The sequence below is a fragment of the Erythrobacter sp. K21-9 genome, from assembly GCF_055808355.1.
Window position 1 is genome coordinate 3,047,156 of the sequence record NZ_CM147866.1, and the last position, 20,906, is coordinate 3,068,061.

A 20,906-nucleotide genomic window follows, 5' to 3' on the forward strand; every position below is an offset into this window, starting at 1 on the left:
AGGAATCGCTTCACGCCGCGGGGCTTAGCAGCTTGCGGCGGGCGGGTCAGCGTTTGTGCGCACGACCTGGTGCAGTAGGTGTGGGTTAGACTTTCCGCAGGGTCTTGGAATCGGACGCCGCTGGGGCACGGTGCCTCCATGACCGGTCCGATCCGGTCTCCGGAGCATTGTCGTCGCTCACAGGCCGCCGGGCACGCTGCGAATCAACCTCTTCATCGAAAGCGATGCCAAATCTGTCGTCCTGAACCCACGCGACGCTGCCATCGACCTTGCCGATATTGCGCATCTCGATTTCGAGCCGGTTGCCGCGTTTTACCCGCAGATTTCCTTCGCCCATCATCCCGCCATCCGACAGATTGCGAACGCGGACCTTGTGGAAATCATCGTCCTGTTCGACCCGGATATTGGCCAGCAGGAACAGGCTATCGCGGGAATCACTCCTGGTTTCGAGACCTGACATAAACGAACCGCCTCCTTAGGGCTCTTGCGTTGCGACCTTGTTATTGGCTTCGCTGCTCCGGCTCTTGCGGACGGACGCAACGAAACACATGGGATCGCGCTAGAAATTCAAGGTTGACGATTCATTAAGTTTGCCGCGCGGGCAAAGCCGCATGGGGGCTGCGTCCCAAACTGATACGTCTGTTAGCCAAATCCCTGTGACGTGCCGGGACTGGCTTGGCTCAGTCGTCGCGGGAGATTTTTTCGCGGCGTTCGTGCGCTTCCTGCGCTTCGACAGTCATCGTGGCGACTGGCCGTGCGATCAGGCGCTTCAGGCCAATCGGGTCGCCGGTCTTTTCGCAATAACCGTATTCGCCTTCATCAATGCGGCGCAGCGCGGAATTGATTTTGGAAACAAGCTTGCGTTGCCGGTCACGCGTACGAAGTTCGATGCCCCAATCGGTTTCGCTCGACGCGCGGTCATTGAGATCGGCTTCGCGGATCGGGCCATCCTGCAGCGATTGGAGGGTCTGGTCTGCCGCATCCCGGATCGAACGTTTCCATTCGATCAAAAGCATCCGGAAATACGCCTGGTGCTTCTCGTTCATATACTCTTCGTCTTCGCCGGGCACATAGTCCGGCGCGAGTATACTCTTCGCGCTTTCCAGAATTTCAGTCTCTTTAGACGCCGCCGTGGCCATGTGATCCTCTCGTCCCAACACTTCCCGCGAGACCGTCCCGTCATCGCGCCCCAAGAAATTCAGCGGCGCGATCCACCCCAGCAAGTCACTGCTTGGTCGGGCCTATAGGCAAGCCGGTAGGCAGGCACAAGCCGTTTGCACTCGAGACTGTTCGCATTCGGCGGAATTGTCCCAAATGCGGGCGGAATTCACACTTAAGTTGCGCCTCTTCCACGAAAAAAGGTCGTGCTGCGTTAACCAATTGTTGACCATGATCCGCAAATTCTGAGGTCAACGCGGTCCGCAAGGGGGTTGGATCGCGCTAAACACGGGGACTAGAAAAATGAAGCTCACACCGCTCAACGGAGGCGAATACGAAACCGCCCGCAGCGCCGATATCGATCTGGCCGTGGCCCGGTACATGGCCGACGCGAGCGGCGGGGATATCACCGCATTGTTCGATCTCGGAGTCGCATTCTCGACCGGTTCCGAAGATGTGACCTGCGACCTCATCGAAGCGCACAAATGGTTCAACATTGCGGCATCGCGCGGTCATGAAGAAGCCGGATTTTGCCGCGCCGACATCTCCGATGAAATGACCGCGCGTGAAATCGCCGAGGCCCAGCGCCGCGCGCGCCAGTGGCTTTCGGACAACCGCGCGAAAGCTGCCTGAGCATAGACTAGGCCTTTTTGAAAGGTGTCCGCTCACCTAGGAAAAGCTGATCGGTGGCGACGCCATCGCGCTCTCGCTCCAGGAAATCGGCGACGGCTTCGCGGAAACCCGGATCGGCCAGCCAGTGCGCCGAGTGGGTCGGTACCGGTTCGTATCCGCGGGCCAGCTTGTGCCCGCCCTGCGCGCCCGCCTCGACCCGCGGCAAGCCTAGCTCGATGGCGATATCAATCGCCTGGTAATAGCACAGCTCGAAATGAAGGAAGCGCACGTCGCGTGTGCATCCCCAATAGCGGCCGTAGAGCGCGTCCGACCCGATAAAATTGAGTGCACCGGCAATGGGATGATCGCCTTCGAAAGCAAGGATCAGGACCAGCCTGTCCCCCATCCGCTCACCCAGCAGCGTAAAGGCCTCGCGCGTCAGATAAGGCGTGCCCCATTTGCGCGCGCCGGTATCCTGATAGAAGATCCAGAACGCATCCCAATGTGCAGGCTTGATATCATCGCCGGACAGGCGCTCGATCCTGAGGCCGTCCTGCGCCGCCGCGCGCTCCTTGCGCAGGTTCTTGCGTTTGCGGGATGCCAATGCGTCCAGAAAGCCATCGAAGCTGTCATAGTCACGGTTGAGCCAGTGGAACTGGATATCGTCCCGGATCAGCCAATCACCCGCCTCGAACAATGGCACCTGCTCATCCTCGATGAAGGTAGCGTGCGCGGAGGACAGGCCGTTCTGGAGGCAAACGGCCTCGGCCCCCTTGAGCAGATGCGGCGCGAGCGAGGTATCGGACAGCAGCAGCCGCGGGCCGCTTGCCGGGGTGAACGGCGCGGCGATTTGCAGCTTCGGATAATAACTGCGCCCGGCGCGCTGCAAGGCGTCCGCCCATGCGTGATCGAACACATACTCGCCCTGACTGTGGCCCTTTGCATAGCTCGGCAGGGCGGCGAGCAGGTTTTCATCTGCGTCGGTGATGACAATGGGGACGGGGTCCCAGCCGGTCCCTTCACCGACACTGCCCGAATCCTCCAGCGCCGTCAGGAATTCATGGCTAACGAAGGGGTTGCGCTTCCCACCCAGCGCATTCCACGCCTCAGCCTCGAAACTGCCAACCGACGGGGCGAGGCGAACCGTGAGTTCCTGCGGCTGGGAATTGCTGCCGGTCACGCGGTCCCCTCGCCTTCGGCGATCAAGGCGTCGGCGTGCTTCAGCGCTTTCGCCCGGCGTTCTGCGGAGCTGATCGTCCAGCTGAGAAGCGGGCGCCCCCCGGCTCGCCATTCGGTTGCAATCCCGGTTGGCAGGTCGCGGACATCCACTGCGAGAAAATCCGGGTCGGCCTGTGTGATAGCTCCTTCGGCGCGCCAGGCGCCAAGCCATCCGTGATCGAGCGTATCGGTGCAGACGAGCCCGCGCGTCCGGTCCGGGTCATGCGCCGCAAACCACTCGCCGCAGCGCGGGTCGAAGCTCATGACGGCAACCGGGCCGCCATAGCCTTGCAGCGCCCCTGAAACCGCCGCGCAGGCTTCCTCGACAGTGAAATCCGGCAGCGACTTGATTTCAACCAGCAGCGGAACGCGGCCATCGATCTGTGCCAACAGGTCGCTCAGGCTCTCGATTCGGTCGCCGGTTTCGGTCAGGTGCGTCTGGCGCAGGCTGTCCGCATCGTGGGCCGCGACGAAGCCGCTGCCATCGGTCAGCCGCTCTAGCACCCAGTCATGAAACACCATCGCGACCTTGTCGCGGCTAAGCTGGACGTCGCACTCGATCCCCATCCCCGCCGCGATTGCGGCATCGAAAGCGGAGCGCGAGTTCTCGATCCTCAGACCGCGCGGAGATGTGTCGTGGAGCCCGCGATGGGCGTATTCCCATTCGGTCAGCCAGTCCGGGGCGCGGCATTCATTCATCCGGTGATGGCGATTACGGCATCGACCTCCACCGCCGCGCCAAGTGGAAGCGCAGAAACCCCGACCGCCGCGCGGGCATGGCGGCCCTTTTCGCCGAATACGTCGAACATCAGGTCCGACGCGCCATTGGCGACCTTTGGCTGGTCGGTGAAGTCTTTTGCCGAGTTCACGAACGCGCCGAGCTTGACGACGCGCTCCACGTTTTCGAGCGGGATCAGCGCGGCTTTGAGCTGCGCAAGGATCATCAGGCCGCAGGCGCGGGCGGCGGCCATCCCGTCTTCAAGCGAGACATCTTCGCCCAGCCTTCCGGTCACGATCTCTCCATCGACGAACGGCAACTGGCCCGAGACATGCGCAAAGCCGCTGTGCACCACGACAGGCACGTAACTGGCGACAGGAGCGGCCGCTTCAGGAAGGACAATGCCGAGTTGTTCAAGGCGTGCTTCGATAGTCATGCAGGTTCTCCGTCCAGTCGTTCCATCAGCCACGGTAATGCCTCATCCCACCGGTCGATACGAGCGTCGGCGTGGCCGGCCTTGTGCGCGCAGTCGATCGAGCCGGCGATCATGGGTTCGCCGCACATATGGAGGCGCGTCACATGCGGCGTGGTCTCCAGCACCGAAAGGTGATGCTGCGGCAGGTCGTCGATGAAGAACGCTCGGCTGGGCGCGAATTCCTCGACAATTTTTTGCAAGGCCGGACCCTTGGGCCCCTGGTTCGTGAAGACCGGCGCGGTGATGCCGTGCGCCGCAAGCTGCTCGGCCCGCATGTCCCGGCGCTTGTCGACGAGATTGGTCAGGATTACGATATCGGCATGCTCACCCAGCGCATTGATTGCATCGACCGCACCGGCAATCGGCAATTGGCGGTCCATTTCGGTATCGAAGAAACCGCCCAGCATGTGCCAGACCTCGCTTGCCTCGAGCAGTTTGCCGCTATCCTGCCAGCGCAAGGCCTCGCCGAAATTGGCTCCATCGAGGTTGAAGTCGACACCCTGGCTCTCTTCGAGCCAATCCTTGAAATGCGAGACCATGTGGAGCAGCACTTCATCGCAATCGCTGATTATTAGAGGGCGGCTCATTGAGAAAGCTCCTGACGGGCGGCGACGAGCTCTTCGGGCGTAACGGCAAGCGCTTCGTACCGCGCGGATCAGGTCTGGTTCGTGATTGGCGAGAAAATCGAGCGGCGATGCGAGTATGATGGGATCGTCCAGCCCCGCCCGCAATGCATCGGGATCGAGCCCGGTGAGGCTCAAGAAGCGTTCGGCTCGCTCACCATCCTCCAGCACCCAGCCGAGCGCGGCGAGCGCGAGCGTGCGGGCGGAAAGCTTGCCGGTATCGCCGGGACTTTGCGAAGAATGATCTGCGTGCGGGATTGTGGCGGCCTCTTGGTCGGGGTAGTTGTCGGCAAACAATGGGATCGGGGCGTGCAGTGGCAAAGCGAATAATGGTTGTCGAGGACAACGATCTCAACCGGAAATTGTTCTGCGATGTTCTGAAAGCGAACGGATTCGACGTGGAACCGGTGGCTGACGGCGAAAGCGTGCTTGCGACTGCGCGCGCAGTGACACCCGATCTCATCATCATGGACATCCAGCTGCCGGGCATATCCGGCGTCGACCTGATCGAGGCGGCGCAGCGCGACAGAAACTTGCGCAACATCCCGGTGCTGGCGGTCACGGCTTTTGCGGCCAAGGGTGACGAGGAGCGGATCCGCACAGCCGGAGCGTCGGGCTATCTGTCGAAGCCGGTTTCGATCATGCCGTTCATGAACGCGGTGAAGGCGCTTCTGCCCCATTAGAGCGCCGCTTTCACAGGGTTCTTCGACCGTTTGAATGTCGCCTTGAACGCGAAGCGCACAGGTACGAAAACTTGACAAGCGGCATCCGCAACCGCTTTGCAGCCGTATGCTTTTGGCAATTACCCAGTCGCCGACCAACAGAGAGTAAATCCGCATCATGACCGAAGCCGAAGTCGACACGCGCATCCGTGCCTTGATCGAGCCGTTCAACAAGAAGGGCGTCGAGATCACCAATGCCACGACCTTCCAGAACGATCTGGAATTCGACAGCCTGACAGTCATGGATTTCGTCGCCGAGATCGAGGACGAATTCGACATCATCATCAGCATGAACCAGCAGGCCGAGATTGAAACATACGGTCAGCTCGTCAGCGCGGTTCACAAGCTGCAGGCCGGATCATGAGCGAAGGCATCGCGCAGCCCGATCAGCCAGTGCAACACGAAGGCGGCACCAAAGACCTGTTTTCCAAGTTCGACGACATCATCCAGACCCGCGAGACGCTGCTCGCGAGCGGGGTCGAAGATCCGTACAACCTGGTCATGGAAAAGGTGCTGTCGCCGACCCGCGCGATCTGCAACGGGCGCGACACAATCCTGCTTGGCACTTACAATTACATGGGCATGACATTCGACCCGGACGTGATCGATGCGGGCAAGCAGGCACTCGCCGACTTCGGGTCAGGCACGACAGGCAGCCGCGTTCTCAACGGGACGTATCAGGGCCACAAGGAGTGCGAGGACGCGCTCAGGGAATTTTACGGCATGGACAACGCCATGGTCTTCTCGACCGGGTACCAGGCCAATCTCGGCATCATTTCGACCATCGCGGGCAAGGGCGATTACGTCATCCTCGACATCGACAGCCACGCCTCGATCTACGATGGCTGCGCGATGGGCAACGCTGAAATCGTGCCGTTTCGCCACAACGATATCGAAGCGATGGAGAAACGGCTGAAGCGCATTCCCGAAGGCGCGGGCAAGCTGGTGATTCTCGAAGGCGTCTACTCGATGCTGGGCGATGTCGCCCCGCTCAAGGAAATGGTCGCGATAGCCAAGAAGCACGGCGCGATGGTGCTCGTCGATGAAGCACACTCGATGGGCTTTATCGGCGAAAACGGGCGCGGAGTGTGCGAAGAGCAAGGCGTCATCGACGATTGCGACTTCATCATCGGCACGTTCTCGAAAAGCGTCGGCACGGTCGGCGGTTTCTGCGTTTCGAACCATCCGAAGTTCGACATCATGCGGCTCGTCTGCCGCCCCTATGTCTTCACCGCCAGCCTCCCGCCCAGCGTGGTCGCCACAGCCGCAACTTCGATCCGCAAGCTGATGCACGGTTCGAACAAGCGCGCGCATCTGTGGGAGAATTCGAAAACGCTGCACAAGGGCCTGCGCGATCTCGGCTTCGACATCGGCACCGATACGCCGCAAAGTGCGATCATCGCGGTGATCATGCCCGATCTGCAACGCGGCGCGATGATGTGGGAGGCGCTTCTGAAAGAGGGGCTCTACGTCAACCTCGCCCGCCCGCCTGCAACGCCTGCGAACATGACGCTTCTGCGCTGTTCGCTGTGCGCAGAGCATTCGACCGAAGAGGTGCAGACGATACTCAAGATGTTCGAACGTGCTGGTAAAGCGGTTGGGATCATCTGATTGCAGGCAATAACGGGACTACCTGAATTGATCCCGAGCAGATTTTCTCCAATCTGTTCTGTTAAGTTATTGTAGCTACGAAATATCTCGGTAATGTACCCAAGACATTCCGAGGGGCGTATTTATGAAGTTCAAGGGGTCTTGCTCGCGCATCGCGCTGAGCGTGTTTGGTGTGCCGGCAATTCTGGTTCTTGCAGGATGCGGCGGTGGTGGTGGATCTTCTCCCACACCGACCGCCTCCCCGCCGCCGGTCCAGACTGCTCCCTCAATAACATCGGCCAGTACGACACGTGTGACTGAAAATGTTACTGGCGGCTTTTACACTGCGACCGCAACCGATCCGCAAAATGACCCGATTACATGGGAGGTGTTCTCCGGTGCTGACGCTTCGAGCTTCATTATCGACGGTTCGGGTGTCCTGACTTTCCAGGATTCGCCGAACTTCGACCTGCCCGAAGACGCGAATCAGGACAATGTATACGAGGTATCCCTGCGAGCGACAGCTGGAGGTGAAACGGACCTGCTTTCTTTGCGGGTCACGGTAGATAACGACAAGGAGGGCATCGATCTGCGGCGCATCGTCACCGGTCTTGTCGATCCGGTCTCGATCAGCTCGTCGAATTCCGGTCGCGGCCTTCTTATCGCCGAAAAAGCTGGCCGCGCGCTCTTCCTCGACACGGATACTGGAAATCTTGAAGAGGATATCCTCATCAGGGACAATCGGCGACCGGGTGAGATCATTGCCGCCTACTATGCCTTTTCCGGCTTCAATCAGTATGGCGAAGGCGTGATCCTCATCACGCATCAGCCCGGAGAGGGTCTGATGATGCAGGTCTTCGACCCTGAAGGACGAGACTTTCAGTTTCTGCCATTCGGCGATCCGTGGGCGGAACCGGTCAAGGCGGCGATGATCGACTTGGGAGAACGCGTTCTTCTGGCGGTCGGAGATCCGGGCGGCTCGCTCGCCCAGACAACGAGCTCGGCCTATGGCAAGTTGTTCTCAATCACACCGTTAAATCCATATGCTCTTGCCAGCGTTCCTTCGGCAGGCACACGGCTCCACCGCCTTGAAATGATCGGAGACGGTTTGCGTCAACCCGGTGGTATCGGCATTTTCAACGCCGAACTCGTCATGGCTGATCAAGGCGACACCGCCGCGCACGGCCTTACCCTGTTTCGCGCTGACTGGCGGCCACTCGATTTTGGATGGCCCTTTTATGAAGGAGCCGTGGAGGTACGCGCCGATGCCCCCGCGCGTATAAACGGCCCGAAGGTGTCCTATGAATTGGGCAATGGCCGGGGTGAGGGGCTCGGGCCAATACCGGGATTTTCGATGCCCGGTGCTCCGTCTGGGCTACAGGACCAGTACACTTTTTTCGATGTGTCCGGGAAAGTCTTTTCGGTACCCGACTCGGTATTGACAGACAGCAACCTGCATTTCGGCAATGAGCTTGAAGACCGTACGCTCGATTTCGAGCCGGATGCAGGAAAAATTGACAATCCCGTTGCTGCAACACGTTCCGCCGACGGAGCATTCTTCATCGATGCCGACGGAGAAGTCTTCGCGCTTTTTTCTAGCTGACGTATTTGATCAGCTGGAGCGCTCGTCCAGCTGCTCAAGACTCGTCACGCTGTCGCACGGGTTCTCCGAAGCCTCGTCGTCGCTGCCGCCGAATTGCGTGATCGCAATGAATCCCGCGACAACGAGAACGACGAATATCGTCGTGACCGTGCCAAGATACTGGTCGATCACTCGCTTGATCGGAGCGCCGAATATCTGGAAGAGCACCCCGACCACCATGAAGATCAGCGCCCTGCCCGCGATTGCGGCAGCGAAGAATGTCGCCAGGTCCATCTCGATGAAACCTGCGGTGATGGTCATCAGCTTGAACGGGATCGGAGTGCCAGCCGCCAGGAAAACCGCCGCCGCGCCCTGTTCGCGGATGTAGCAAGCCGCGACCGGGAAACTTTCGCTCAGCCCCAATACGCCCAGCATCCATTCGCCCAGCGTCTCGTAGAGGAAGTAGCCGATAGCGTAGCCGAACAGCCCGCCGAGCACCGAGGCGACCGTCGCGATCGCCGCGAAGCGCAAGGCTTTTTTCGGCTCGGCCAGGCACATTAGACCCAGCAGCGGGTGCGGCGGGATCGGAAAAAAACTGGACTCAATGAAAGAAAAGAAGGCGAGCCAGAACGGTGCCTGCCGGTGCGCCGCCTTTTCCATGGTCCAATTGTAAAGCGAGTGCAGCCAAGCCAATGTCGAGCGGCCTTTGTAGGGGGAGTTGGCGCGAAGGCTTAAGCGACAGCCACACAGGGCGCAAGCGACAATATCACGAACCTATTTGGTTTTTTATATTGACATCGTGACGCTCTTTGGTTAGGAAGGGGCATAGTCGAAAAATAGCGATTCGCCACAAGGCAGCCATCAGAAGTGATGCGCTGCCTCTTTTGATTTGGACGGGAGGCCACGATCATGACAACGCGCGGTGGTCACAAGCCGGCAGGCAGTGACGGTCCCCATTGGCGCAAGCCTTTTCTGGCAAACCTTGCCGAGAGCTCGAACGTTAGAAGTTCGGCTCGCAAGGCCAGGATTGGTGTCGCCACCGCTTACAAACTGCGCCGGGATAACCCTGAATTCGCGCGTGAGTGGATGGCGGCCCTGTGGGAAGGATACTTGCACCTGGAAATGGAAGTGCTGCGCCGCCTGCGCGAGGGCGACCAGCAAACCGACGCCGCCGACAAATACGATTTCGCCAACGCCATTCGGTTGCTCAATGCCCACAGGGAAAATGCAGCAAGAGCGCAGGCCGAACAGCGCAACGTCAGCGCGGCCGAGGTCCGCGCATCGATCGACCGCAAGGTGGAAGACATCCGCATGAGGATCAAACAGGAGGCTCGCCGCGGGACTTCCGGATCGTGAACGAGCGCCTGGATTGGCTCGCGCAGGCCCCTTCCGAAGAACGTGCCCGACTCGCCCGTTCGCTCAATGACGACGAACGCGCGGAGTTCGATTATCACTGGCAGTTCTTTGCCCGCGATGCGCAATTGCCGCCTGAGGGGATGTGGCGGGTGTGGCTCATCATGGCGGGCCGCGGCTTTGGAAAGACCAGAGCCGGGGCGGAATGGGTTCGCCTCGTTGCAGAAAGCAATCCGTCCGCGCGGATTGCCCTTGTCTCGTCTTCGCTCGCCGAGGCGCGGGCGGTGATGGTCGAGGGAGAGAGCGGCATAATGGCATGCGCACCGCCGGACCGGATGCCGCGGTTCGAAGCATCCTTAAGGCGTCTTACCTTTCCAAATGGCGCGCAGGCGCACTTGTTCTCTGCCGCTGAACCTGAATCCCTTAGAGGACCTCAACATAGTCATGCCTGGTGCGATGAGATCGGCAAGTGGCCGCTGGCGCATGACCGCGCGACAAAATGCTACGACAACCTGCTGATGGGCCTGAGGCTTGGCAGCGATCCAAGGATTGCTGTCACCACGACTCCCGGGCCGTGCCGCTGGTCCAGCGGTTGCTCGGGCAGGATGGCGAGACCTCGACGGTCGTCTCGCGCGGATCGACTTATGACAATGCCGGCAACCTCCCCTCACGCTTCCTCGAAGCGATGGAGAGCGAGTTCGCGGGCAGCCAGCTCGCCCGGCAGGAGATTGGCGGTGAACTGGTAACAGATATCGAAGGGGCTTTGTGGACCCGCAGCCTGCTTGAGCAGGTGCGGGAAACCGGCGCTCGTCCTGAAAGCCGCCGGGTTGTCGTTGCGGTCGATCCGCCTGCCTCTTCGACCGGCGATGATTGCGGGATTGTGGTCGCTGCGCTTGGAATGGATGGACGAGCCCGCGCGCTCGCCGATTGCTCGATTTCCAAGGCACAGCCTGACCAATGGGCCGCAGCGGTCGCGAGTGCAGCGAAGGAATGGAATGCCGACCGGGTTATCGCTGAAGCCAATCAGGGTGGAGCGATGGTCGAAAGCGCGCTGCGCGCCGCTGATACCGGCCTGCCGGTAAAGCTCGTCCATGCGAGCCGCGGCAAGGTCGCCCGCGCCGAACCGATAGCGGCGCTCTACGCCGCAGGGCGCGCCAGACATTGCGGGCATTTCCCGCAGCTTGAAGACCAGATGTGCGGGCTGATGCTGGGCGGCGACTATGCCGGACCCGACCGCAGCCCGGACCGCGCCGATGCCCTTGTCTGGGCGCTCAGCGAATTGATGCTCACACCCGCAGCTTTCCCAAGCGTGCGGACGATCTGACAGGCCCCGAGGCCTCACACAAAAGGAACAGCCATGGCTATGTTCGAAACACTGCTTTCCGCCTTCAAGGGCGGAGGGTCAAACCGCGTGCCGCTTGCATCCGGATACCTCCCCGACTGGATTTCAGCGTTTGGCGAGAGCAGCGGCACATCCGCCTATTCCTATCAGGGCGCGGTGAAATCCGGCTTCCTCGGCAACCCGGTCGCCCAGCGCGCCGTGCGCATTGTCGCAGAGGGCGTCGGGCAGGCTCCGCTGTCCGGCAGCGATGACAGGCTCATGGCGCTGGTCACGGCGACCAGTGCGGGCCAGCCGCTGATCGAGACGGTCGCAGCGCATGTTCTCCTGCACGGCAACGGCTACGTCCAGATCATCAAGGATGCGAGCGGACATCCGGTGGAACTGTTTGCGCTGCGCCCCGACCGGGTTCAGGTCGTCACGGGGCGCGATGGCTGGCCCTGCGCCTATGAATATACGATCGAAGGTGACACGGTACGCATCCCGGTGGAGGATGAGGACGGCTGGCCGTCGATCATCCACATCAAGGCAATGCACCCGCTCGAGGATTATTATGGAGCGGGCGCCTTGGAGGCCGCTCACCAGGCGGTCATGATCCACAATGCAGCCGCCGCATGGAACCGGTCGCTGCTCGAAAACGCGGCGCGCCCATCCGGAGCCCTGGTTTACGACGCCGCCGATGGCGCCGGTCTGACGCAAGAGCAGTTCGAGCGGCTCAGATGCGAACTTGAAGGTGCCTATTCCGGCTCGGGCAATGCCGGCCGCCCGATGCTCCTCGATGGCGGCCTTACCTGGCAAAGCATGGCCCTGACGCCTGCCGACATGGACTTTGCGACGCTGAAAAGCGCCGCCGCGCGCGAGATCGCGCTCGCTTTCGGGGTTCCGCCGATGCTGCTGGGGCTGCCGGGCGACAACACCTATTCGAATTACCGTGAAGCAAACCGGGCACTGTGGCGGCTGACGCTGCTGCCACTTGCAACGAAGCTGTTCTCCGCTTTGCAGGAGGGTCTGGATCCGTGGTTTCCCGAAAGCAGTCTTGCGGTCGATCTCGACCAGATCACTGCGCTGTCGGAGGACCGTGAGCGGCTCTGGAAACAGGTTTCGGATGCCGAATTCCTGTCGCGCGACGAAAAGCGCAAACTGCTCGGCTTTCCGCCCGAGGAGGCGCAGCAATGACCCGGGCAGACGTTATCGCCAGCCTGATGGTCAGCGCCAATCACGAAGGTGCAGGAGTCGAAACATTGCGCGCCATCGTCGAAGAGACAGCGGAGCTTGCCGCTGACCGTGTGCTTGGCCGTCTAGGCCTCGGCGATGCGATGGCCGAAGGTGACCTGGGCGAGCTGCGCGAGCTGCTCAAGGCATGGCGCGACGCCAAGTCATCGGCTTGGAAAGCTCTGATCGAATGGGCCATCCGCGCTGCGCTCGCACTTTTGCTGGTCGGGATAGCCGTTCGGCTCGGCGTGTGGGAGCTGCTATGAGCGAGCGCACGCCCATCCGCTTTGCCGGGTATGCCGGCCTGTTCGATCTTCCCGATGCCGATAACGACACAATTCGCGAGGGCGCGTTTTTGGCAACGCTCGCGCAGAGGAATGCTCCGCTGCCGCTGCTGTGGCAACACCGCGCGGACCAGCAGATTGGAGAGATAGAGCATGTCGAGGAAGATGCGCGCGGGTTGCGCGTGATTGCGCGGCTCGACCGCCCCCATAGTCGCGCCGCACAAATGCTCGAAGACCGGCAGGTCAGCGGCCTGAGCTTCGGATACCGCGCCAACCGGTCGCGGATGACCGGCGCGGGCCGCGAATTGCTGACCATCGACCTGTTCGAAGTCAGCCTGGTCACCCATCCGCTTCAATACGGCGCACGCGTTCATCTCATCGCCTGATTACCGCTCACCCGAGCACCCACCGGTCGCCTTTTGGCGGCCTTTTTCATGCCCAACCGAAAGGCCCAACTGCCCTATGGATATCACTGCAACACCCACCGTTCCGAGCGCTCCAGCCGATGGGCTCGAAGAGAGCTTCGACCTCGTCGCCCGCCAGGATCAGGCCGAAGCCGACATTGCCGGCCTGCGCTCCGACGTCGATGAGGTCAAAGCCCGGCTCGACAAGGTTTCGCGCGCAGCTTCGCGCCCCGCTCTTGGGGGCGGCAATGCTGGTGCAACCGAGGAAGTGAAAGGCTTCGTCGATGGCTATCTGCGCCGCGACCGCGAAACCGAAGTGAAGTCGCTGAACGGCACCGCTCCCGGCGATGGCGGCTATGCCGTACCGCGCGAGATCGACGCGGTCATCGCCCGCGAACTGGCCGAAATCAGCCCGATCCGCTCGCTCGCCCAGGTCGTGCAGACCGGCACGTCGGGCTACCGCAAGCTCGTATCAACCGGCGGGACCGCTTCGGGGTGGGTCAGCGAAACTGCTGCGCGCCCTGAAACCCAAACGCCGAACTTCGCCGAAATCGCCCCGCCCAGCGGCGATCTCTACGCCAATCCGACCGCGAGCCAGTCCATGCTCGACGATGTCGGCTTCAACATCGAAACCTGGCTGGCAAACGAGATCGCGATAGAGTTTGCCCGCGCTGAAGGCGCTGCATTTGTTGGCGGCACCGGTGTCGACCAGCCCGAAGGCTTCCTGACCGCGCCGACCGGCATCGCCGAAGACGGCGTACGGGCGTTCGGCCAGGTGCAGTATATCGGATCGGGCGATGCAGCAGGTTTCGATGCTGCTCCCGAAGCAAAGCTGATCGACCTGATCCATTCGCTGAAAGCCGGCCACCGGCAGGGCGCGAGCTTTGTCATGAACTCGGCCACGCTGGCGACGGTGCGCAAGCTCAAGACCGCCGATGGCGCGTTCCTGTGGCAGCCGGGCCTTGTTGAAGGCCAACCGGATCGCCTGCTCGGCTATCCGGTGGTCGAAGCCGAGGACATGCCGGATGTGTCGGGCGGCGAATTCCCGATCGCATTTGGGAACTTCCGTCATGGCTATCTGATCGCAGAACACAGCGCGACCAAGGTGCTGCGTGATCCGTTCACCAACAAGCCGTTCGTCCACTTCTACGCAACCAAGCGCGTGGGCGGCAAAGTGCTCGATTCCAACGCGATCAAGCTGCTGAAAATCGAAGCCTAACCGCTTCGCCTGCGTTCCCGGCAAGGTCGAGTTCCCCCTTCTCCCTTGCCGGTTTCCTGCACCCGCGCCGCCCGAGGCGACCCTCTCGCCCGGTTTCGCGGCGCGGGTGCATTTCTTGCTGAATTCTTCTGGGAGATCCCGCGATGCAGCGGATTATTGTTCAGACCGCCGACGTTTCGGGTGCGGCGCTGGCTGACCTCAAAAGCTGGCTGGGTATCTCCCGGCCCGATGAAGACGAATTGCTGACAGACCTGCTCCAAGCGAGCCTCTCACTGTGTGAAGCGTTCATCGGGCAGGCTCCATTGGCGCAGACTGTCGAGGAGAGGTTTTCACCTCAGGCGGGCCTCAAGAGGTTCACTTCCCGTCCTGTGCAATCACTGGTGTCGGTCGATCTCGTCGCAGACGATGGAACGCTGTCGCCCATGGGTAACGACAAGTACGGCTTTTCACTCGAAGCAGCCCGGATCGCCAGTCTCGTGATCGGGCAATCGCTCGAAGGGCAAGCCATTGCCGCAAGGGTGATTGCCGGCATCGCGAGCGACTGGAACACCTTGCCATCTGCTCTCAAGCAAGGCGTCATTCGCATGGCAGCCTATCATTACCGCGACCGCGAAGCCGGAGGAAGCCGCGCCGCGCCGCCTCCATCAAGCGTGGCGGCACTCTGGCGTCCGTGGCGCTCGCTGCGCCTCGCATGATTGAGGCCAGATCTGACCTCCGCGGCCTGATTGCTCGCCTCAGGGCAAAAGCCGAGCGAGCTGCCACCCGTCATGTCTCGGCTCGGAAAGGCACGCTGGATGGCCGTCATCTCTGGCGCTCCGCCGCCAGCCTCTGGCCCACCTATGGAAAGGACTGACCGCATATGGAAAATGACCTTCGCGCCAGTCTGATCGATTGGCTTCGCAGCGATCCAGCGCTCGCAGGCATCAACGCCATCGAGGAAGAATCGCCACTAACGGCCAGCGCTCCCTGGCTCGGCATTGCTGCCAGCGCCTCGACCGATTGGGGAACGAAAGACAGGCGAGGCCGAGAAGTCCGTGTCGCGCTCGAGCTGGAGAGCCGTGCGGACGAACCGGATGCCAACGCCGCGCTGCTTTCAGCGATCGAGCGCCGCGCGCTCGACCTGCCCCCGTTCCAACCCGGTTTCGAACTCGCTTCGATCCGCTTTCTGCGCGGACGCAGCGAAGCGCGCGCGAACAATCTGCGCGGCGCGCTCGCCGAATTCCGCTTTCGTATCCTCGAACCTTAATGGAGAAACATTATGCCAGCCCAGAACGGCTCTGCCTTCCTGCTGAAAATCGGCGATGGAGCTTCGCCACCAACTTATGAAACGGTTGCGGGGCTTCGGACCACACAATTGTCCATCAATGGTGATCCGGTTGCGATCACCCACAAGGAATCCGGCGGATGGCGTGACCTGCTGTCCGGCGCGGGCACGCGGTCCGTATCCGTCAGCGCTGCGGGCATCTTTCTCGGCAGCACCGCCGAAAGCACGGTGCGCGCCCATGCCCTGTCTGGGACGATCGACGAATACGAGTTGTCGTTCGAAGATGGCGAGAAACTGCAAGGCCGCTTCCTCGTCCAGCGGCTCGATTACTCCGGCGATTTCAATGGCGAGCGCAACTACACGTTGCAGCTTGAAAGCTCTGGCCCGGTCGTCCCTGCGTGAGCCGCCAAGCCAACGCGCTTCGCGGTGAAATCAGGCTGACTATCGGCGGCACTTCTTTCATACTGAGACCCACATTCGAGAGCCTGGTCGCCGCTGAAGAGGAGCTGGGCTCACTGTTTGCGCTGGTTGAGCGAGCTTCGGAAGGCGCACTTACAGTCTCGGAAATGACTGCGCTGCTCTGGCACTGTCTGGAGCCAGAGACCCGCCCTTCGCGCGACGATGTCGGAAAGGCGGTCCTGTCGATGGGTCTGGTGGAGGCGACCAAACCGGTCCGGGCAATCCTGGCCCAGGTACTGCAAGGCCAGCGGTGACCAAATCCACTTTTGGCGATTGCGCGCGCGGCTGGTGCGGCCTTGCATCACAAGTGCTGAACTGGCGGCCAGACGAGTTCTGGAGCGCGACGCCTTGCGAACTCGCAATGGCGCTCTCCAACCCTATCGCTGCTGGATCGACGCCCGCCCCGAGCCGCGAACTGATCGAACACTTGATGGAGCGTGATGCAAATGAATGAAACTTTCGAAGAACTCACTGTCGAAATTCGTGCGGCGACCGAAGGCTTCACCGCCGATCTTGATGCGATGCGCAGCTCGCTTGACACTTCATTGCTCGACGGGTTCGGCAAGGCTGGCAATGTCCTGGAACGCGGATTGCTATCCGCCATCAGGAAAGGGAGCCTCGGCTTTGACGATTTGAAGCGTGTCGCATTCGGCGCTCTCGACCAGATTGCCTCCCACGCCCTGAACTCAGGCCTGGCCTCGCTTTTCGGCGAAGGAGGAGGCGGCTTCGGCGGCCTGATCAGCCAGACATTCGGGTCACTGCTTGGCCTTCCAGGCCGGGCGACAGGCGGCCCGGTTTCACCGGGCAGAGGATATTTGGTCGGCGAAGACGGGCCCGAACTGTTCGTTCCGACCAGCGCGGGCAAGGTCGAATCGAATGCAGCGCTTTCAGGCGCAAGCCGCGATGTGAGGGTAGCCATCCAGCTCTCCTCTCCGCGCGGCACAAGCGCGCCGGTAGCGATGCAGCGATCATCGCGGCAAATCGCGAGCGCCGTTCGGCGAGCCATTCAGGACAGCTAGAACAAGGAGGACGAGGCATGGCCTTCTGGCTCGCCCGCGAACGACGCGGGCAGGAATTCACACATATGCAGCGCTTCGATGCTCGGTTTTGGACCGTCGATTTTCCGCGTCCGGCAATGGCTGCCGCGACCGCACGATCGGAGACTGTCCTGCGCGTAGACGTCGAGCTGCACCACAAGGGCGAAATCATCGGGTTGATCTGGGACAGCGTCGATACGCTCGATCACCCGCTGCTCGCGTACGAGACCAACCGCGATTATTCCAACACGACACTGACCTTTGATTGGCGGTCGCTCGGAATCATTCCGCTCGATGAGCCGAACGGTCCGACGCTGACAATCGAGGGGCGCGATGCAAACGGAACGCCGCGTACGTGGTACGTCAGGCTCTGGAACTACGCGACCGGGACGCCGGATGACGCATCGATCACGCTTCCCTTTTCTGCGTTGGAGAGCGGTTATTCTCTGCCCGGAGAGCCAGTTTATCCGGGCGATATCGACCGCATGTTCATCTCGATCGTCGCCCCTGAATTCGAGGCCGAGAGTACCGAGCCGCTATCGCAGCCCGTGTCAGGAGCGATCCGGCTCTCAAACCTCAACACCGATGGCGGCAAGGCCATGCTCCAACTGGGGGATGTCCGTCTTCCACCGCATGGCGAGCGAATGGCGACCGCTTATGACGATGCCTACAACCAAACGCCGGAGCGGTTGATCCGAAGCATCGTCGCACTCGGGTACCGCGATGACTTTGTTCATTATGTCGGCATGAGCCACTTCATGAAGCTGGAGCGGCAGAGCTCTGGCGAGCTTCTTGCGAAGGAAGGCGGCGAGCTGAGCTTTCCAGCGCGCTTTTGGCACCAAATGCTGTTTCAGGACGCTAGGGACGCCGGTCTCGAAGTCGTGGCGTCGATCTCATACGAACTGTTCGATGAGTATTGCCATGATGAATGGAAGCAGCGGACATTCGCGGGTGCGGAGGCTTTGACGGGATGGGTCCCGCCATCGACGCTGCTTTCACCTGCCAATTCCGGCGCGATGTCATGGCTGCAGGCAAGCGCGTCAAACTTTGCCGGCTTGCTGGAGCAGTCCCAGCAACCAGTGCGTATGCAGATCGGAGAGCCGTGGTGGTGGGTGACGCCGGCAGGAGAGATTTGCCTGTATGACGATGCAGCGAAGATCGCCTTCGGAGGAGCTCCGGTGGACATACCGGATTTGCGCGCCCCGCTCTCCGCTGACCAGACAGCTCTGCTGGATAGCGCAGGCGCGTTGTTGGCGCAGTCGACCGCCGATCTGACCTCGGCAATACGCACTGCGGCGACAGGCTCAACCGAAGTCCTGCTGCTCGCTTTCACGCCAACCATTCTCGACCCCGAAACCCCCGAACAATACCGTGCCAATATGCCGCTGGGATGGGCCGCGCCTGCTTTCGATCGGCTTCAGCTTGAGGATTATGACTGGCTGACCAGCGGAAAAGATGCGCTGCGAAGAGCGGCCTATAACTATGTGGATGACCGGCTCGGTTATCCGCTCGAAGACCAGGATTACCTGTCCGGATTTGTACTCGATCCTGACGATGCAGAACTGTTCTGGGCCCGCATTGATCGCGGCCTAGATGAAGCAGCCGAGCGCGGAGTGGCCCGCCGTTATGTCTGGGCGCTGCCGCAGATCAATCGCGACGGCTACACCCGCCTGCTTTCCAACAATGAGGATGCCATGGAACCGTTCGACGATGTCCTTTATCCATTTGCACTCGTACCGCAACACTGCGGTCGCACCGGAATTTTCGACTTCCGTGACGGTCACGGCCTCGGGACATGAACAGCGCAATTCGCTCTGGTCCGATGCCCGCATCCATTTCGATGTCGGGCCCGGAATACGGTCCGAGAGCGAACTCGCTCAGCTTATTGCATTCTTTCGGGCACGGCGCGGCGCTGGAAGAGGCTTCCGCATCAGCGACCCTTTCGATCACAGCTCGAATGGCATGACCGGCACCCCGACAATGCTGGACGAACTCATTGGTGTCGGGGACGGTGCCACAAGTGACTTTCAGCTGATCAAATCGTACGGATCGGTCGGTGATCCTCAGGTGCGCTCGATCACCCGCCCCCGCGAAGACACGGTCTTGGTTAGCGTCGGCGGGCAGCTCGTGACTAACTGGACGCTGAATCTCGGCGGCGCGCTCCAGCTGGGAGACGCTCCACCCTTTGGGGCGGAGGTCCGCGCGGGCTACCTGTTCGATGTCCCAGTCCGGTTTGCCGAAGACCGGATCGACGTTTCGGGCGTCAATTTTTCCGCAGGCGAAGCGCCGAGCATCCCCCTCATCGAACTGCGAGAGCTTGCCTGATGCGCACCTTCTTCGATCGCGAATTGGACACGGTCGCGACGTTCTGGCGGGTCTACCGCCGCGACGGGACCCTCTTTGCCTTCACCAGCCATGACCGCGACCTGACCTTTGACGGCAAGGCGCACAGGGCCGCGCCCGGCATGGTCCCGGCGGCCATAAGGCTCACATCCGATCTCAGCGATGACAGCGCTGAAGTCGAAGGCGCGCTTTCACACTCATCCATCAGCGAGACCGATCTGGCAGCCGGGCTGTTCGATTCAGCGCTGATCGAAGTGGGCGCCGTGGCATGGGAAACACTGGAGCATCATGTCGTATATTCGGGCCAGCTCGGCAGGATCAAAGACGATCGCCTTGGTTTTTCGGCAGAACTTCGCTCTGCAAAACGCGCGCTGGAGGAAGACCTGGTCCCTCAAACAAGCCCGACATGTCGTGCCGAATTCTGCGGCCCGGGCTGCGGATTGTCAGAGCGACTTTTTTCGAGCGCAGATACGCTCGCGGAAATTGACCTCGACCTTAACCGCGTGCGACTTGCGCAGGCTTCCGGCCTCGATTTCGTGGACGGCAAACTTCGATTTCTAGCTGGTCCGCAGACCGGGATCGTGTTCTTGATCGTGAGCTCAGAGGGGGACTGGTTTACTCTGGATCGATCGCTGGTCGCAGGCGCGGATATCGGAACAAAGATCGAATTGCGCGAGGGCTGCGACCATACGCTTGAAACGTGCAGTTCGCGCTTTGACAATGCCCTGAACTTTCGCGGCGAGCCATTTTTGCCCGGCAACGATGTTCTGGCACGCTACGGACCGGCCTCTGGATGAGCCGCGATAGCGACATCGGCATTCAGCTGGCGCAGGCGGCTGGTCAATTTATCGGATGCCGGTTTCGACTACATGGCCGCGACCCGCGCACCGGCCTCGATTGCGTAGGACTTGTCGGCGCAAGCTTGGCCGTCATGGGCCGCCAGTCTGATCTTCCAGTGGGATACGCACTGCGGAATTCCTCGATCGACTGCTGGCTGGCCCATGCCGAGCTTTCCGGTTTTGAGCCTGTAAAGGGCCCTATCGAAACCGGTGACGTGCTCCTTACAATGCCTGGCCCTGGTCAACAGCACGTCGCCATAGCGAGCAGTTCACTGAGCATCATTCACGCTCACGCTGGCCTTCGCCGGGTCGTGAGGCAACCGCGTGATACAGATTGCCACCCGCGGTCAATCTGGCGGCTTCGCAAACTTCTCTGACAGATTCTCGAATTAAGGAACGCCTCATGGCAACACTGCTTTTAACAGCCGTCGGCACAGCGGTCGGCGGACCTATCG

At 61.1% G+C, this 20,906-nt stretch carries 24 protein-coding genes and 3 pseudogenes; 19 read left to right on the forward strand and 8 right to left on the reverse strand.

The genetic code is table 11. The features are described 5' to 3' along the window. Positions 1-85: 85 nt before the first annotated feature. Both AC0L39_RS15675 and dksA read right to left on the reverse strand, forming a co-directional pair. Entirely contained in the window at positions 86-460 is a 375-nt protein-coding gene (locus tag AC0L39_RS15675; RefSeq protein ID WP_473259256.1) for a PilZ domain-containing protein, read from the reverse strand. 220 nt (positions 461-680) lie between these two features. Then, positions 681-1,139, reverse strand: a complete 459-nt coding sequence (gene dksA, locus AC0L39_RS15680; RefSeq protein WP_473259257.1) for an RNA polymerase-binding protein DksA — start codon at positions 1,137-1,139, stop codon at positions 681-683. Between the two features lie 322 nt (positions 1,140-1,461). On the opposite strand from dksA, the gene AC0L39_RS15685 reads away from it, so the two are divergent. After that, on the forward strand, positions 1,462-1,791 hold the full coding sequence (locus AC0L39_RS15685; protein WP_473259259.1) for an SEL1-like repeat protein: 330 nt from the start codon (positions 1,462-1,464) through the stop codon (positions 1,789-1,791). 7 nt (positions 1,792-1,798) lie between these two features. Here the strand turns inward: AC0L39_RS15685 and AC0L39_RS15690 are convergent, their stop codons facing one another. The 5 genes and pseudogenes from AC0L39_RS15690 to AC0L39_RS15710 all read right to left on the reverse strand — a co-directional run. Beyond that, a complete protein-coding gene (locus tag AC0L39_RS15690; protein WP_473259260.1) occupies positions 1,799-2,950 on the reverse strand; it encodes a GNAT family N-acetyltransferase in 1,152 nt (383 codons plus the stop codon). Continuing rightward, positions 2,947-3,687 carry a glycerophosphodiester phosphodiesterase family protein gene (locus AC0L39_RS15695; RefSeq protein WP_473259262.1) on the reverse strand — a complete coding sequence of 247 codons (741 nt, stop codon included), beginning with the start codon at positions 3,685-3,687 and terminating at the stop codon, positions 2,947-2,949. The genes AC0L39_RS15690 and AC0L39_RS15695 overlap by 4 nt, the downstream gene beginning before the upstream one ends. Then, positions 3,684-4,142: a RidA family protein gene (locus tag AC0L39_RS15700; RefSeq protein WP_473259263.1), complete on the reverse strand. Its 459-nt coding sequence runs from the start codon at positions 4,140-4,142 to the stop codon at positions 3,684-3,686. The genes AC0L39_RS15695 and AC0L39_RS15700 overlap by 4 nt, the downstream gene beginning before the upstream one ends. Continuing rightward, positions 4,139-4,768 (reverse strand): HAD family hydrolase, encoded by a 630-nt coding sequence (locus AC0L39_RS15705; RefSeq protein WP_473262423.1) that lies wholly within the window; start codon positions 4,766-4,768, stop codon positions 4,139-4,141. The genes AC0L39_RS15700 and AC0L39_RS15705 overlap by 4 nt, the downstream gene beginning before the upstream one ends. A 114-nt stretch (positions 4,769-4,882) precedes the next feature. Further along, positions 4,883-4,975: pseudogene (locus AC0L39_RS15710) on the reverse strand (DUF3572 family protein); the annotation flags it as partial. 143 nt (positions 4,976-5,118) lie between these two features. Between AC0L39_RS15710 and AC0L39_RS15715 the strand changes: the two are divergent. The 4 genes from AC0L39_RS15715 (at position 5,119) to AC0L39_RS15730 (ending at position 8,719) form a co-directional block, all read left to right on the forward strand. Continuing rightward, positions 5,119-5,487 (forward strand): response regulator, encoded by a 369-nt coding sequence (locus tag AC0L39_RS15715; RefSeq protein ID WP_473259265.1) that lies wholly within the window; start codon positions 5,119-5,121, stop codon positions 5,485-5,487. Positions 5,488-5,644: 157 nt separating this feature from the next. Beyond that, positions 5,645-5,890: an acyl carrier protein gene (locus AC0L39_RS15720; RefSeq protein ID WP_473259266.1), complete on the forward strand. Its 246-nt coding sequence runs from the start codon at positions 5,645-5,647 to the stop codon at positions 5,888-5,890. Then, positions 5,887-7,137 carry a serine palmitoyltransferase gene (gene spt / locus AC0L39_RS15725; RefSeq protein WP_473259267.1) on the forward strand — a complete coding sequence of 417 codons (1,251 nt, stop codon included), beginning with the start codon at positions 5,887-5,889 and terminating at the stop codon, positions 7,135-7,137. The genes AC0L39_RS15720 and spt overlap by 4 nt, the downstream gene beginning before the upstream one ends. A 292-nt stretch (positions 7,138-7,429) precedes the next feature. Next, positions 7,430-8,719: a BTB/POZ domain-containing protein gene (locus AC0L39_RS15730; RefSeq protein WP_473259268.1), complete on the forward strand. Its 1,290-nt coding sequence runs from the start codon at positions 7,430-7,432 to the stop codon at positions 8,717-8,719. A gap of 9 nt (positions 8,720-8,728) precedes the next feature. On the opposite strand, the gene AC0L39_RS15735 is transcribed toward AC0L39_RS15730, so the two are convergent. Then, positions 8,729-9,358 carry a YqaA family protein gene (locus AC0L39_RS15735; protein ID WP_473259269.1) on the reverse strand — a complete coding sequence of 210 codons (630 nt, stop codon included), beginning with the start codon at positions 9,356-9,358 and terminating at the stop codon, positions 8,729-8,731. A 249-nt stretch (positions 9,359-9,607) separates the two neighbouring features. Here AC0L39_RS15735 and AC0L39_RS15740 point away from each other — a divergent pair, with 249 nt between their 5' ends. The 14 genes and pseudogenes from AC0L39_RS15740 (at position 9,608) to AC0L39_RS15805 (ending at position 20,409) form a co-directional block, all read left to right on the forward strand. Further along, on the forward strand, positions 9,608-10,054 hold the full coding sequence (locus AC0L39_RS15740; RefSeq protein WP_473259270.1) for a hypothetical protein: 447 nt from the start codon (positions 9,608-9,610) through the stop codon (positions 10,052-10,054). Then, a pseudogene (locus AC0L39_RS15745) lies at positions 10,051-11,375 on the forward strand (DNA-packaging protein). The gene AC0L39_RS15740 and the pseudogene AC0L39_RS15745 overlap by 4 nt, the downstream one beginning before the upstream one ends. A gap of 33 nt (positions 11,376-11,408) precedes the next feature. Further along, the gene (locus AC0L39_RS15750) at positions 11,409-12,566 is read left to right on the forward strand and encodes a phage portal protein (protein ID WP_473259272.1); all 1,158 of its coding nucleotides are present in this window, start codon (positions 11,409-11,411) and stop codon (positions 12,564-12,566) included. Then, entirely contained in the window at positions 12,563-12,868 is a 306-nt protein-coding gene (locus tag AC0L39_RS15755) for a DUF6127 family protein (RefSeq protein ID WP_473259273.1), read from the forward strand. Before AC0L39_RS15750 ends, AC0L39_RS15755 begins: the two co-directional genes overlap by 4 nt. Next, on the forward strand, positions 12,865-13,272 hold the full coding sequence (locus AC0L39_RS15760) for an HK97 family phage prohead protease (protein ID WP_473259275.1): 408 nt from the start codon (positions 12,865-12,867) through the stop codon (positions 13,270-13,272). Before AC0L39_RS15755 ends, AC0L39_RS15760 begins: the two co-directional genes overlap by 4 nt. 76 nt (positions 13,273-13,348) lie before the next feature. After that, the gene (locus AC0L39_RS15765; RefSeq protein ID WP_473259276.1) at positions 13,349-14,509 is read left to right on the forward strand and encodes a phage major capsid protein; all 1,161 of its coding nucleotides are present in this window, start codon (positions 13,349-13,351) and stop codon (positions 14,507-14,509) included. 143 nt (positions 14,510-14,652) lie between these two features. Beyond that, positions 14,653-15,204 carry a head-tail connector protein gene (locus AC0L39_RS15770; RefSeq protein WP_473259278.1) on the forward strand — a complete coding sequence of 184 codons (552 nt, stop codon included), beginning with the start codon at positions 14,653-14,655 and terminating at the stop codon, positions 15,202-15,204. Between the two features lie 164 nt (positions 15,205-15,368). After that, positions 15,369-15,755, forward strand: coding sequence for a DUF3168 domain-containing protein (locus AC0L39_RS15775; RefSeq protein ID WP_473259279.1), 387 nt, complete (start codon positions 15,369-15,371; stop codon positions 15,753-15,755). A 12-nt stretch (positions 15,756-15,767) separates the two neighbouring features. Beyond that, positions 15,768-16,175 (forward strand): phage major tail protein, TP901-1 family, encoded by a 408-nt coding sequence (locus AC0L39_RS15780; protein ID WP_473259280.1) that lies wholly within the window; start codon positions 15,768-15,770, stop codon positions 16,173-16,175. Next, positions 16,172-16,486 (forward strand): gene transfer agent family protein, encoded by a 315-nt coding sequence (locus AC0L39_RS15785; RefSeq protein ID WP_473259282.1) that lies wholly within the window; start codon positions 16,172-16,174, stop codon positions 16,484-16,486. Before AC0L39_RS15780 ends, AC0L39_RS15785 begins: the two co-directional genes overlap by 4 nt. After that, positions 16,483-16,686 carry a phage tail assembly chaperone gene (locus AC0L39_RS15790; RefSeq protein WP_473259284.1) on the forward strand — a complete coding sequence of 68 codons (204 nt, stop codon included), beginning with the start codon at positions 16,483-16,485 and terminating at the stop codon, positions 16,684-16,686. Before AC0L39_RS15785 ends, AC0L39_RS15790 begins: the two co-directional genes overlap by 4 nt. Then, complete coding sequence (locus AC0L39_RS15795) at positions 16,679-17,251, forward strand: tail tape measure protein (protein ID WP_473259286.1); 573 nt, start codon at positions 16,679-16,681, stop codon at positions 17,249-17,251. Before AC0L39_RS15790 ends, AC0L39_RS15795 begins: the two co-directional genes overlap by 8 nt. 17 nt (positions 17,252-17,268) lie before the next feature. Then, positions 17,269-19,594 (forward strand): annotated as a pseudogene (locus AC0L39_RS15800) (DUF2460 domain-containing protein). Beyond that, complete coding sequence (locus tag AC0L39_RS15805; protein WP_473259288.1) at positions 19,594-20,409, forward strand: DUF2163 domain-containing protein; 816 nt, start codon at positions 19,594-19,596, stop codon at positions 20,407-20,409. Before AC0L39_RS15800 ends, AC0L39_RS15805 begins: the two are co-directional and overlap by 1 nt. Positions 20,410-20,906: the final 497 nt, after the last annotated feature.